Source organism: Sinosporangium siamense (genome assembly GCF_016863435.1).
Lineage (GTDB): Bacteria > Actinomycetota > Actinomycetes > Streptosporangiales > Streptosporangiaceae > Sinosporangium > Sinosporangium siamense.
Genome location: NZ_BOOW01000031.1, coordinates 153,980 through 167,855 on the forward strand (window position 1 = coordinate 153,980; position 13,876 = coordinate 167,855).

General features: G+C 65.3%; 9 protein-coding genes. 1 reads left to right on the top strand and 8 read right to left on the bottom strand.

What is annotated here, in order from left to right; all coding sequences use genetic code 11:
• Positions 1-69: 69 nt before the first annotated feature.
• On the bottom strand, positions 70-2,862 hold the full coding sequence (locus Ssi02_RS24895) for a peroxidase family protein (protein ID WP_204029802.1): 2,793 nt from the start codon (positions 2,860-2,862) through the stop codon (positions 70-72).
• A 651-nt stretch (positions 2,863-3,513) separates the two neighbouring features.
• On the opposite strand from Ssi02_RS24895, the gene Ssi02_RS24900 reads away from it, so the two are divergent.
• Positions 3,514-4,728 carry a LytR C-terminal domain-containing protein gene (locus tag Ssi02_RS24900; protein ID WP_204029804.1) on the top strand — a complete coding sequence of 405 codons (1,215 nt, stop codon included), beginning with the start codon at positions 3,514-3,516 and terminating at the stop codon, positions 4,726-4,728.
• 485 nt (positions 4,729-5,213) lie between these two features.
• Here Ssi02_RS24900 and Ssi02_RS24905 read toward each other — a convergent pair whose 3' ends face one another.
• From Ssi02_RS24905 to Ssi02_RS24935, 7 genes are all read right to left on the bottom strand, one after another.
• Positions 5,214-6,857: an alpha/beta hydrolase gene (locus Ssi02_RS24905; protein WP_204029805.1), complete on the bottom strand. Its 1,644-nt coding sequence runs from the start codon at positions 6,855-6,857 to the stop codon at positions 5,214-5,216.
• A gap of 640 nt (positions 6,858-7,497) precedes the next feature.
• Positions 7,498-7,875: a GntR family transcriptional regulator gene (locus Ssi02_RS24910; RefSeq protein ID WP_204029807.1), complete on the bottom strand. Its 378-nt coding sequence runs from the start codon at positions 7,873-7,875 to the stop codon at positions 7,498-7,500.
• Positions 7,872-8,696 (bottom strand): hypothetical protein, encoded by an 825-nt coding sequence (locus Ssi02_RS24915; protein WP_204029809.1) that lies wholly within the window; start codon positions 8,694-8,696, stop codon positions 7,872-7,874. Before Ssi02_RS24915 ends, Ssi02_RS24910 begins: the two co-directional genes overlap by 4 nt.
• 104 nt (positions 8,697-8,800) lie before the next feature.
• Positions 8,801-9,028, bottom strand: a complete 228-nt coding sequence (locus Ssi02_RS24920; RefSeq protein ID WP_204029811.1) for a hypothetical protein — start codon at positions 9,026-9,028, stop codon at positions 8,801-8,803.
• A gap of 1,319 nt (positions 9,029-10,347) precedes the next feature.
• On the bottom strand, positions 10,348-10,605 hold the full coding sequence (locus tag Ssi02_RS24925; RefSeq protein WP_204029812.1) for a hypothetical protein: 258 nt from the start codon (positions 10,603-10,605) through the stop codon (positions 10,348-10,350).
• A gap of 249 nt (positions 10,606-10,854) precedes the next feature.
• Complete coding sequence (locus Ssi02_RS24930) at positions 10,855-11,772, bottom strand: hypothetical protein (protein ID WP_204029814.1); 918 nt, start codon at positions 11,770-11,772, stop codon at positions 10,855-10,857.
• Positions 11,773-11,878: 106 nt separating this feature from the next.
• Positions 11,879-13,876, bottom strand: a complete 1,998-nt coding sequence (locus Ssi02_RS24935) for a GmrSD restriction endonuclease domain-containing protein (protein WP_204029816.1) — start codon at positions 13,874-13,876, stop codon at positions 11,879-11,881.

A 13,876-nucleotide genomic window follows, 5' to 3' on the forward strand; every position in this document is an offset into this window, starting at 1 on the left:
GCACAAGCAGAGCCTCAAGCCCCCTCTGCCGAACCTCCGATTTCACGGTCATGACAGAGCCCCCATCCCTCAGCCCGCCGGCCGCTGCCCGTCAGGCATCATCGGAACCCACGGCGCGAACGCACTGGCCTTCCTAGGCAGCGATGCCGCCAGCTCCGGGCAATGACGCAGGATGACGCTCTTCATCCCACTGCGATCGATCCAGTCGAGCCCCAACGGCGTATAGACCTCAGGCCGGAAGTCCACCGTCAGGAACCGGTCGCTCTGCAACCGCCGGCTGGCCATGAGAATGAATATCCGGAAAGCCGTGTCACTGAACCCGAACCCCGCAGGCGGGTTCTCCGCGAACAGCCCCACCATCGTGTCGATCTCGTCGACCGTGCGGTAAACATCCTTGAGCTGCGCCACGACGTCCGGATCAGACGACACGTCCTCGAACCGCCGGACCCGCGGCTTGTGCAACCCGGCCCGGAAATCGTTGTACCTCGGCACACCCCGCCGACGCGTGCGCACGAGGTCGACGACCGACAGGTCGATCAACTCCCCGTCCCGCTCGAACTCGAGCAGCGCCTGCGGATAGTTGTGCAACGTGATGGCCCCCGGATGCGCGATCCCCAGCGAGTAGAGCGCATTCGCCAGCCCCACCCGCCGCGCGACCTCCTCGGTGGCCATTCCCTGCACCTCACGGAACCCGTAGGACCCGAGCAGATGCCCCGTCCGGTGATCCGCGATCTCATAGTCATCGGGAATCAGCGGGTGCATCCGATAGACCGTCACGAAATCCTCGGTCAACGAGTACGGCGCCCCATGGTGATCCGGCACCGTCTCCGTAATCCCGGTGAGCGCGTGTTCGTCCACCAGCCACAACCCCAGCTGCGTCAGCCAGTTCTGCGGAGGCCCCTCCCAGTTGGCCCGCAACGAAAGGTCGATGAGCTCGGTACGGAGAATCGCCGGTGTCCACTCAACCGTGTGAATCTTGGCGATCAGCGCGGACACCACGAGCCGGGCCGTGTGATAGACAGCCTCCTCGTCCATATGCCGATACTCACTCCGCAGCGCCTCACACACCGCGTTGTGCTCACGCGCGAAGAGCGTGTGCATCACACTCAGCCCCAGCCACCAGTTGTCCCGGAACCCCGTGAGCGGCACCCCGTCCGCCCCCGCAGGCAGATGCCCGCCGGGCAAGCGCAACTGTGCCCCGTCCCGCAAAGACAACGCGACCGAAGCGTCCCCGCCGTAGACCTCGGACCCGTCCCACCAGTGCGACGCCGTATTCGCGAACAGGACCGGCGGCTCCGCACCCTCGGCCGGCCACATTCCTTCGTTGTCGGCGAACCGCATAACCCGCTCAGGCGCCCCTCCAGGCGTGTTCCGCCAGGTCATCCCCCGAGGCAGAGGCACTTCGACGTCCTGCAGCCCGGCCGGGAAGCGCCGGTGGTTCACCCAGTCGTGCACCTGGAACTGAATCCACCCCGCCGCCAGCACGTTAAGCGAGGTAGCGGGAATGAAGGCGTCCCGATGCAACAACCGCCGGCTGACCAGCACCGGATTGGGCACATCAAACAGATCGGGCCGATAGTCAGGCGCGAGATTCCGCCCGAACGCCGCCCCGACGGCCCCCATACGCGGCGCCGACAGGTCGTTCCACGTCCCGTCATAACTCCGCCGCGTCCGCAGATCCGCATCGACCACCGGCGACACCCGATGCGCCTGAGGCGGAGCCTCATGCACCTCGGTGTCGATCAGATTCCGCCGCCGCAGCACCTGCCGAAAAGCCTCGAGATTGAGCAGCCCAAGCCCCCGCGGCAGCCGATGCCACGGAACAACCCGATCGACCACCCGGAAGAGGCCGTCCAGGAACCGGCCGACCACCGCGTTGCGCCGAGGCACAGGAGTGACGAACCGATACCCCCGCCGATGCGCGCTCCCCGCCTCATAGGCGGCCCTCCGCGCCCGATTCAGATTGCCCAGCGGCCGGAACTCCTCGGTGGTGTTCCACGGATCGAAGGCCATCTCATCGACCAGGAGCTCGACGGCACGCGCGTCCGCCGTATCCAGGTCCTGCCGGGGAATGGTCAGAGTCGCCACCACAACCGGAGGAGAATCCGACTCCCGCCAAACAGCGGCCCCGTTCTCAATAGCAGTGCGCGCCCCGTCCACATACCGCTGCACACACAGCTCGAACACGACATCCGTCCGAACCAGCCGAGTGGCCAGCTCATGCCGTAGATAATCCGCGTCGGTCCGAGAAGGCGCCGGAGCCCCCAGAACCCCAGGCGCAGGCCGAAGCCGATAACGCACCGGCCCCGCGTCCCCCCAGAGAATCGCCCCCCGGCTCCAGTAACGCTCAAGCGCGAGACTGCCGACCCTCCGCCGAGTCCCCGCACGCACGTTACGCCGCATCCGCCGAGCCTGCCGCGCCCCCACCACCAGGGGCAGCCGCACAAACAAGGCGAACGCCTTACGCAACCGAGTATTCGCCCCCGCCATAACCTTGGCGAACTGCACAAACTCCCAAGCGTTGCGCGCATGAGAGACCGGATAATTAGTCATGAGCAGGTCATGAGCCTCGGTAGGCCCCACCCGCACCCGAAGAGCCGCCCCCCGCAGATCAGGCTCAAAGTCCGCCTGCCGAACCCCACTGGCATTGGACAACCGCACAGTCACCGGATAAGCAGCCCCAGGCCGCGCGAACCCCACCTGCAGATCCTCAGGAAGATCCCGCCGAAATCTCAACGTGGCATTCTCCACCCCAAGAATCCCCTTGGCATGGAAAGCCCGCTCCACATCGGCGGCCTTGGCCCGCTTCTTAACCTTGAGCTGCACCAACATCAGCTCGCGGGCAAGCCTCTCAAAGATCACCCGCTCAACCTGGGGCGACCCCCCAACAAACCGCTCGTACGGCCCACCCGCCGCAACCTCCCTCTCCCCAACAGGAGGAGCCACAGCGGAACGCGACTGCTTGGTCTCGTACATTCGGAGTCTCCTAACCGGAATCCACCCCAAAGCTCAGCAGACCAGGGGCCCGGCGACAGGAATCCCTTCCCGCAATTCCACAGAACAAGAATTGCTCTCTGTGGGAGCACTGAAAACAACAGCGAAGCAGAGAAGAAGGAATAGCGTGCTAATCCCGCAAGCACCGTTATCCCACCATCACATCTTCCACGAAAGGACAACCTAATCCGACAATAACCAGCCAAGCCCCCGAAAGATTATCCTTGACCCCCCATAAACCTCAACCAACCTCTTTACCAACCCCGGGTAGCACCCCCACCCAAACAGCCCTATGCACCCCGAATCTCACCCACCCCCAACCACACCCACAAACGAAACCACCCGCAACACACACTGCAAACCATCAACCCCCGCCACACCCACCCCACCTCCCGAGAACGCCCAAGCACCACCCCCCAGAACCCGTAAAGCCACAACCCACCCCCCCAGTTGAAGCCGCACACACGAACCCCACGCGACGCCGTACCCCCACCCCACGCACCGACGTACCATGATCTGATGGCTCTCTCCGATCTCCACCGAGACATGGTGCTGTCCGCCATCGAGGAGTTCGACCACCTGGGCCGAGAAGCCTTCTTAGACCTGTACGGCTACCAGAGAGCACGCGACTACTTCATCGAGCACGACGGCCGCAGATACGACTCCAAAGCGATCGCCGGCGTCGCCCACCGCCACGTCGACGGCTCCCCACTCCGCGCCTCGGACTTCTCCGGCGGCGCCGCCACGGTGGCCCGCCACCTACGCAACCTGGGCTTCACCGTAACCGGCCCCGGAAACACCCCACCCGAAAGCCCAGTGGAGTCCCTCCTCAGCAAAATCACGACGCTGAGAACCGCGACATCTCCCAAAACCAAACACCCCAAACGACACCAGCCGTTGACGTTACTCTGGGCACTGGGCCGCGCCGCGAATGGCGAACCCAGGCTGGCACCCTGGGATTTCACCCGCACAGAGATCGGCCGCCTCATCACGGACTTCGGCCTTGTCGACGACCGCCCCAACCCCGAATTCCCCATCCTGAGGCTCACCCACGTCGGCCTTTGGGAGTTGCCCGGCCACCCCAACCCTCCCTCAGCCGGCGGCAGCGATCCCCAGATATGGATGCGCCGCCATCAACCGAAATCCGGGCCCCAAGCCTGGTTCTACAACCTGGTAGCCCACGACGAGCCAACCCGCTCCCACGCCACCGCGATCCTGCTCAGCAAGTACTTCCACGACACCGACCAGGAAGCCCTTCTATCTCGCGTCGGCCTCATCCGCGCAGAACCAACTCCAACCCCACCCCCCAGCACAACCCCAGCCCGATACCCGACAACAACAAATCGCATCATCCGCGACACCGCACTCGCACAGTGGATCAAATCCCTGCACGGCCATCACTGCCAGATCTGCGGCCTCCAATTAACCCTCCCAACCGGCCCCTACGCCGAGGGCGCCCACATCCGCCCGCTAGGCCACCCCCACAACGGCCCCGACGAAATCGCCAACCTCCTCTGCCTCTGCCCCAACCACCACACCCTCTTCGAAGCACGGCGCAATCGTCATCGAGGACGACCTGACCCTCTTCGACCGAGTAGCAGGGGAGACACGCGGACACCTTCGCACCCTCCCCGGACACGTGATCGACCAACGCCACCTCGCCTACCACCGAGCCATCTCGGAAATCGGCTGAGCGCGTCTAGGGCCAGTCGGTACAGCAAGTCGGGGAACTGAACTCAGGATGGGGCGATTGAGGATCAGGGAAGAAGGCTTTCGCCACATCGGTGCCGGTGCCGGTGCCGGTGCCGGTGGCGACGACAAGGTTTCACCCAGCCGTTGCCCTCGGCAGCGCCGGCCCCTTGGTGTATGCAGGGCCGGCACCCGCAGGAGCTCACAGGTCCAGCACCTTCTGGTGCCGGAGCATGGCGCGCGTCCTGTAGGGCCGCGCCGCATCAAGTAGCGGGCTTCGGTCGACGTTCGGCTGACCGTGATCCCCGCTGCCAGTGCCTTGGCAATCCTCGGGTTCCTTACGGCCAGGAGCGATCGCAGGTACCGCCGGGACGCGTCGGTGGTGAGAGCACTGGTCTTAGGCGGGTTCAACGGGCATCTCTATCGAAGGGGGAGCGGCCGTTGACGTCGGCTCGTCGTGGCCGGAGAGGCGTCCTCGGCCTGCTCACCCCTCCGATCTACCTGCACACGGCAGTCGTCAGGCGACGGCCCTACAGCGGCCACGCAGAAGGTAGGTACGGCAAGCGGGTGGAGCGGGCGATGGCGTCGGCCGATGACGGAGCCGGGCAGAAGCGGTCTCGCCTGGGCAGTGCCCCGGTGGCCAGGAAGGAGTTCATCGTCTCGTCGGCGCAGCTGCCCAGGCCGAAGACGCCGTGGCCTCCCTGGTCGACTGTGACCATGACGGCCCGCTGTCCTAGCGCGGCACGCAGGCCGCGTGCGCCCGCCAGGGGCGTGATCGGGTCGCGGGTGTTCTGCAGGATCAGCACGTTGCGCGGGCCCTGATCGGTAACCTTCACCGGCGGCTCCACGGGCCGGGTGGGCCACGCCGCGCACGGCCAGATGTTCGACGGCATGCCCGCTGTGACCGGCCACGCCCGCCGGTCGGCCGCGACCTGCCGGGCGTGCAACGCGACGCTGCGTGGCCAGGCGACGTCGCCGCAGATCACCGCGTAGAGCGCGGCGACGTGGTTGTCCGCCGGTGTCTGCGCCGTTCCGGCGCCCCTGTGACCGCCGGCCCTACCGGCAGGGCCCAGCCGGTCCAGCCGCGCCAGGATGGCGGTGTCCACGGTGGATCCTGAGATGGCGGCAGTGAGCTCCCGCCACAACTCGGCCATGAGGGGGAAGCGGGCGTCGAAGCTCAGCCCTCTTCGGGTGGTCTCGCGCAGCGTGTTGCCGTCGAACATGAGGCCGCCGGGGATCGGCAAGGGCTGCCGGTCAAGGGCCGCGACCAGGCGGTCGTAGCTGCGCCGTACCTCGTCCGGTGTCGTACCGAGGTGGTAGACGGCGTCCCGTTCGGCCGCGAAGGCGAGGAGGTCGGGCAGACGCACCGCGACCGCCTTGCTCGCGGACCGCAAATGACCCCGCCACACCAGACCAGGGTCGACGGCGCTGTCCAGCACGATCCGATCGGTGCGTCCCGGGAACATCGAGACGTAGACGGCTCCCAGATAGGTGCCGTAGGAGCCGCCGATGTAGGACAGTCTCGGTTCACCGAGTGCGGCTCGGATGCGGTCCATGTCCCGGGCCGTGTTGGCCGTGGTGACGAACGGGAGCAGATCGCCAGAGTGCTTGGCGCATGCGGCTGCGGTGTTCCGTGCGAAGGCGACATTGCGCTCGATGCCGCCGTCCGGCGCCGGATAGGGCAGCACCAGTGAATTGTCCCGCGCGAGGTCGAGCCCGCAGGTGACCGGGGTGCTGCGGCCGACCCCTCGCGGGTCGAAGCCGATCAGGTCATACCGATCCAGGACCTCGCGCGGCAGCCCGACCGCCAGCACGCTGGGCAGGTCCAGGCCGCTAACGCCTGGGCCGCCCGGGTTGGACAGCAGGATCCCGCGACGCGACCCCGGCTGTGCCGTACCGATCCGGGAGATCGCGATCTCGATGCTCCGCCCACGCGGGGCGCGGTAGTCCAGCGGCACCTGCAAAGTCGCGCACTGCTGGCGCGGGTCGCGCGGGATGCCGGATTCCACTGGCGGGCACTCGCCCCAGATCGGAGCCGCTCCCGTGGCTTCGGCCACCGACGGCTCCGGGGTGCCGATCCTGGCCTCGGCCTGTGTGGTCGGACCTGCCGCCACGGTGGCCACTGTCGCCGCGGCGATGAACAATGTCAGGCTTGATCGGAGACTTAATCGCATTGAAACCTCATTTCGAAAGAAACAGATGACTGTGAAATTGGCGCTGCCGGGTACGCGAGGCCCATTGATTAATCACGCAGAGAGACAGGAGCCGTAGTTCGCGGTGGGAGTCGACCAGGGGGACGCCGCCCGTGATGCTTTTCATCGAACGATCCGGAGCCCCGCCTTAATGGGAGTTTCGATCGGTCCCAGGGGAATTCCCGTGCGCCTGGCGGCTGGTGGGGAAGAGGTCCAATACCGTTCAATCGACCCTCGCCACCTGTGATTCGACCGCTCTGAGCAGGTCACGGGGCTTGATCGACAACGGAACGGTGGCGTCAGCAGGGCGACGCGGGCGGAGGTGCCGCCTTCCACCGTTCCGGCCCCGAACTCCTATGGCTACGTCGAGCCACCGCCCGGGTGAATCGATTCGGTCCAGGCGCCCGCGCCTTTCACGAGCCGGTTCCCTCTCCGGCAACCGGAATGGGCGGCCGCCAACCGGCTGCTGATGATTTCCTTGACCCACACCGAGATCGAGACCACCGCGGAGCTGGTGCGGGATTTCCGGAGCAGCCGATGCGGCGGCTCGGACGCCGCCTGACCGGCCGCTACGCCGGCGTCGTGCGCCCGGCGGCGGGACGACCCCGCGGCCGGGTCGCGGTCATGACGAGGCCGGTGCCGCCGCGCCGGGCGTTAGAGCCGCCTGGACGATGCGGATCGCCTCGGCGGCGTCGATGCCGACGCTCGCGATCACGGCCGCGTAGTCGGCGGCGGCCCGGCGGGCGCGCTCCCGGCCCTCCTCGCCTGCGGCCGACACGAACGAGCCCGCCCGCCCGCGCGTCTCGATCAGCCCCGCCTCCTCCAGCTCCCGGTAGGCCCGGCCGACCGTGTTGACGGCCAGGCCGAGGTCGGCCGCGAGGTGGCGGATGGTCGGCAGCCGGGCGCCCACGGCCAGCGTGTGATCCTGGATCTGCCGGGCGAGCTGGGCCCGCAGCTGCTCGAACGGTGGCACCGGCGAGGCGGCGTCGATGACGATCATCGGACGCTCATGACCCGCCGCGCCACCGTCGCGCTCGACGGCGCCTTGACCTGGAGCGCGACGTACGCGACCGTGCCCAGGATCACGTAGGTGACCGCGGCGGCGCTCCACCAGCCGGGCGCGGTGCCGAACAGCAGCACCATGGGCAGCGACCACTGCACATACGGCGCGTTGATCTCGCGGGCGTCCTCGACGCGCATGATGACGTCGGCGGTCAACGACTCCTCGTCCTCCGCCACGACCGGGCGCCTGAGCAGGTGGCGCATCTGCACGGCGCTGATGGCTGTCGCGCCGAGCAGTCCGATCAGCAGGACGACGGCCAATTGCCGCACGGTGGGGTCGGGAACGGCCAGGGCGCTTCCGGCCAGCATCATCGCACCGGCGAACGTGGCGACCGCGTAGACGGCATGTGGCCGGCCAAGCACAGCCAGCCAGCCGGGGTGGACCAGATGGGCGGCCCTGCGGGACAGCGTCGCGCCCGCCCGCTGGTCGACGCGTCGCACCCACCGGTCGAGCAGCGCCTGTGCCAGCAGCAGCCCGGCCACGAACACGGCCAGTGCCAGCAGCGGCAGCGGGCGATGCGGCTGGAAACCGCCGGAGGCGGGCCGGTCGTAGGCCGCGGCGAGCCCACTCGCGACGATCAGCACGCCCATGCTGACCTGAACGGCGAGGCGGGCGGCCATCCGAACCCCCAGCCGGCTTGCCAGCAACGGGGTCGAGCGGACGCCGGTCAGGTCGTGCCGGGCCAGCCAGTCGTCCGCCAGTCGCAGATTGGCCGCACGCGCCGGCGGGCCGGCGTCCGGTAGCGATTCGCGGGTCACAGCTCCTCCTTTGTCGCAAGCTTTGTAGCAATATATTGCGTCATAGCTTGCGACAAAGTCAACGCTTTGTGAGCTCTCATCGTTTTGGTGGTGCGAGCCCGGCCTCAGCGGCGCTCGTTGCCGTAGACCATCAAGTGGACGGCGGCCGGCTCCGTCACTGCCTCGGGTGTCTCCTCCTCGCCGGCGGTGACTCCGAAGCTGTGCTGCAGCACCGTGCGCCACCACCCGACCATGGCGCCGGCGGCCTCTTGATTGGACCTGGCCGGCGCCGCACCGCCGTACGCGCCGATCGCCGCTATGACGTACGGCGACACCTCGCGGGCCGGACCCACCAGATCCTCGCTCCTACCTGTTCGGCCTCCCCAGGCGAAACGGCGCCCCCTGGCGGCGTGCTCGCAGCACTGCTCGCCGTGACCGGGTCTAACCGGCACACCCCGGCAATGCACGCTTGGAGGGGCGCGGCCGCAGTGCACCAAGCGGGTGGACCGACTCCGGCGCTACCTCTGAGTCACGGCATCTGAAGCACCGGGTGGCCAAGGGCCCGCGAACTTCCGATTCCGCCGGTGCTGGCGTCCATGTTCGACGCGTACGGCGAAGCCAGGGATGGCCGGGTCTTCCCCAGGAGGACGGGTGGCCCCTATTCCGACTCCGCCTACTCTCGCGTCTGGCGGGAAGCTCGAGGGTTTGCGCCAACGCCTCGGCAGGTCGCCTCGTCGCCGGCCGCTCTGCCGTACGTTTTGCGCCAGGTGGCTGTGTCGCTATGGCTAAATGCGGGCGTTCCAGCCTTGGAGGTGGCTAAGCGCATCGGCCACAGTGTTGACGTCCTCCTTCGCATCTACGCCAAGTGTCCGGATAGTCGGCGAGATCGATGAGGTGCTGGCTGCATGACCGGCTTCGGCCTTCTCGGTCCTGACTCCTGCAGGGGTCGTCCTAGGTGCCCATGGCTATGGCGTGCACGCGTAACACGATTGATGCCCTGTCCGGTGAGCTTTGGCAAATCAGGGCTCCCGAGACAACTTCCATCGCCGTTCTTACGTGGTGACTTGAGAGCATCCAGTCATGATCGTGATTCTGTGGCTGCATTTGGGGGCTGCGATGGCCTGCCAAGATCTGGACGGCGAAAGGGCCCCGCGGCTAGAAACCGCAGGTCAGCGCAGAAAGCCATGGTGTTGATAAGTGCCCCCGGCATGATTCGAACATGCGACACCCGCTTTAGGAGAGCGTGGACCAGGCTGTATGTTTACCTAGGCTGAACTGCAGAGATGCCGTGGGAGGCTCTTCCAGCTCGCCTGATCATCCCGCGCATGCCCCGCTCATGTTGAGCCATTACCTTGGCTGAGCAGGGTTTGCTGCAGGTAACGGGCTCGCTGGCCTGAGTCATCTCTTGGCGGTTAAGTCGATGACCCATAGACCTCCAGCCGAATTGTCGCCCTCGACTCCGATACCTCCGCCGCGATCACCGCGAGCTCCGCGCTTCCGGTGATTCCCCGTTTATCCAGTTGCTGGCTCGGTTTCCGACGTCCGAGCCCCCACTGAGCGCCACTGCAATGGGACTTCCGCTCCAGCGGTTGGGGATGGTGCCGTCTTCTTCGATGCATTCGAAATCGTCGTCTGCGAGTGTGACGCGAGTACTTCAGGCGGCGCCCCATGCTCAGAACTCATCCGAAGCGGTGACGAGGGCATGGACGTTCTCCATGATCTCCTTTATGAGGACATCGTCGGTGAGCACTGCGCCGAGTTTGCGATGCGCTTCCAGCTCGACATCATCCAGGAGACTGGAGGGCTCTCCTAGGGCCCGTACGCGGATATGCTTCCAGAGTGTCTTATCCAGCTCATGAAGCCTGCGCTCCGTCGGTCTCTTTCTTGTACTGCCCGAAGCTGTTCTGTAGCCGCTTCTCTGCAATGTCACGCTCGTCTCGCAGGCGCCGTTCGGCGTCCGCTCGGTCCTCCGCCTGCTGCTTCGCTGTGTTCCTCTGGTCATCGGCCCTGTACGTCGACTCACGCCGCCATCCAATGACGGCAACCGCTAGAGCAACTACAACGGCGAAGACAGTTCCCCAGCCTTGAAGGTGATCTGTGATTGGCACGTTTTCCCAGGACGGGGTTGCCAGCACACGAGCGGAAATCGAGTGGGAACTAAGCAGTAAGCAGTCGATTTTTATGCAGAATCTTCTCTCTCGTCTACGCGATTCGACAAAGAAGTGGCCATGGACAACAACTTCCCAACCATTATTTGAAGTGTTGCCGCACGCTGTCCCACAACTTCTCGACTCGGACGCGGTACCGTACCGTGTACGAGTTGGCTTCGGAGCGTGTAGCACTTCTTGAAGAAGTCGGCCGGCGTCTCGTCCGCGAACTGCTGGTCGCCGAGCATGGAAGCGAGAGCTTGGCCCGCCTGCCCAATCGACTGCTTCCGGAGATCTCTTAAGGCGCCTAGTAGGGCGTCCCTCTCACGTACAGGGAGATCGGCCTGCTTGGTCTGTTTAAATAGATCGTTTACGTGAGCGACCACCGTCAGCGACCGGTCATCACGCTTGATGATGGTCTCGACCGCCATCATCAACATCAAGAACCGAGCGTCGGCCGAAGTTTCTGAGAAAGACGATGCGAAGAGACTGTGAGCAACCAGCTGTGCATCGTCGAGTTGGAGGTCAGCTTGATCGGCCAGAGTTGACGCGCAGGAGACAATGTCCTCGATGGGGCGGCTCAGCACCGCCGTCAGCGGCATTGCAGTTTCGAATGCCGCTGCAGGCTCGCTGGGGAAGACCAGAATTCCGTGAACATTGTCCAGGACTTGTCGGGGCTGGTCAGCGTCCTCTTCCTCGAAGAGACGGCGTCCAGCATTGGTTAGCTCGCCCTGGGGTGCTCGGGTACCGAAATCTGCGCCGATGTTGAGCTGGGCGAAGGCCACCATGAGCGCAGCACGCCACTTTTCGGCACTGGCTTGAGCCGCCGCAGCTGACGTGTAGTTCCTGCCGCGGATTACCATGAACCTGTCGTCGGCCCCCCATGTCTCCAGAGTGACCTGACCCGCGGAATCTATGCAGATCTGTGAGTTGACGTCGACGCCCGTCACCTGAGACGTGTTTCCAATACGGAAGCGTATCCGGAAGTCATGTGGCGGTCCGGGCGCCACGGTCTCGTCCGATATATGAGTCAGCAACGGGGCTCCTTAATGCCGACTATTCGACGCTGCTGACGGGGAAGGCGATGAGTTCGCCGATCCAGGGGGCCTCTTCCAGATTAGGGAGCTGGGAGAGGGGCAGAGCTTGGTCTTGTTCGTGAGCCATCATGTCGCGCCAGGCCTCGATGGTGCCCGACACAAGGTAAGGACCGACAGCGATCTTCACGGTGTCGCCCTCCACCTGGACCGGAGTGGTCTGGCCCGCGACTTCGAGGTCACTGTCGAGGCCGTTGCTCGCGGCGTCGATCGCAGCCACCAGGCCGTCGAAGCTAAAGGAACCGGTCCATGTCACGTCGTCGACCCTGGCGGTCGCCACGATCTTGCTGATGTCCCAACGGCTCTGATAGAGAACGAACTCCAGAGTGGAGCCCGGCTGTACCTCGGCCGGAGCGGCGGCCTGGGTGAGCCAGGTTGGCCGGAAACTGTCGAGGAGTTCGGTCATGGCCGCAGCGAGAAGACGGCGGCGTTCGGCCAGGAACTCACGGTAGCTGGCGGCGTCGCGGAGCGGCTCGTCGTACGGGACGAAGTGGGCGGCCAGCTCCTCCTTGGTCAGGGGCGGCCCGTCGTCGACGAAGTAGACGCTCGGCGAACGGTCGCTGATCTTCCGGTTTGCCTTGCCTGAGATGAAAGCCAGGTTGGCGAGATCGTTGATCTCCGCCTTGCTGTACCTCTTCGGGTGGTTCTTCAGCGTGGCCTGCGGGTGGATGTGGTGGTGCTCCAGCTTGATATGATCTTCAGCAATCGCTGAGATCTCAGTGCCGAACCACCAGTCCAGAGCGCCTGCCTTCTTTGCCACCAGGTAGCTCAACGGGAAATAGGCGCTTTCCCGCGTCTTGCCAGTCAGGTCCTGTGGGGTGATCTCGATCCGAGTGCCAATGACGCCAAGGTTTGCAAGCAGCTTCCTGATCGGCTCCGGCTCGCGCACTGTTGGGATGTCGCGGCCGAGCATGGTGTCGGTTGAACTGCTGTAGCGGTTGCGCAAGTTGGCCAGGAGGAACCAGTAGAGGATGCCGTCGCGGGTCTCCGTGTCGAGCGGCATGTCTGGCCGTTCGCCCAGGAAGATGACCAGCGGTAGCAGCGCCATGTGGGACGGGATGAGCGCGCTACTGGTGATCTTCAGGTTCTCCTTGAGCAGTGGCACCAGATGACGCAGGCCACGCTGGACCGTCTTCCACCCAGCGTTCAGTGCATCGTCGGTCGCGGCGACCAAGCGGCTGTGTGACCAGGTGGAGAGCCCACGGCCGAGAACGGCCCCGGCTAGGGCACGGGTGAGGAATGTGACGTCGAGGTCCGGGTAGTGGCGCTGCGTCCAGTACGCCGCCTCGTCCTCAAGTTTCTGCAAGATACCCGGCCAGCGGGCAGAAAGCATGGCGAGCGTCAGATCGGTAGTCTTGAGCGCCCGGCCGCTGTTGACGCGGACGAAAATCTGCGCGATCTCGTCGTAGCCGAATCCAACGAGCAGTTCCATGTAGTAGATGCGATTCTTGATCGCTGCCAGCTTGCTCAGCCGCCGCCCGATCTCCTTGGACGATGCCCGGACGTCGGCGTCAAGCAGGTTCCCCTGCATCTCGAACAGGTCGGCGTCGTCACGGAGCACGTCGTAGACCTTGATCCAGCGGGAGTCGTTCTTGGTCGAGCTGCTCTGGTTCTGGAACGTCTCGTTCTCAATATCGAAGACGATCTGGGCGTCATCGTGGTTGTTGAAGATTCGGTGAAGAGAGGTGAGCCGCTGCTGGCCGTCCAGTAGGTAGAGCGGAGGCACCGTCGATTCCTGCGGGGTGGCCCCGATTGCCGCATCGCGCGTCAGCGGCGTCTCCCCCGTCTTCCACAGCAGAAGGGAGCCCGACGGATACTCGCGGTAGAGCGAGTCAATCAGCTTCGCGACCTGCGTGGGCTGCCAGACATAGCCGCGCTGGATCTCCGGGAGCTTGATCTCACCGGCGGAGATCTGGTCGATCAGCATCTTGATGGAGCGCTCGGTCTTCTCCACGGGCAT

Coding starts and splice junctions, on each gene's coding strand:
- Ssi02_RS24905 (WP_204029805.1), bottom strand. CDS start 6,857: ATGCGATTAAGTCTCCGATCAAGCCTGACATTGTTCATCGCCGCGGCG.
- Ssi02_RS24900 (WP_204029804.1), top strand. CDS start 3,514: ATGGCTCTCTCCGATCTCCACCGAGACATGGTGCTGTCCGCCATCGAG.
- Ssi02_RS24910 (WP_204029807.1), bottom strand. CDS start 7,875: ATGATCGTCATCGACGCCGCCTCGCCGGTGCCACCGTTCGAGCAGCTG.
- Ssi02_RS24935 (WP_204029816.1), bottom strand. CDS start 13,876: ATGCCCGTGGAGAAGACCGAGCGCTCCATCAAGATGCTGATCGACCAG.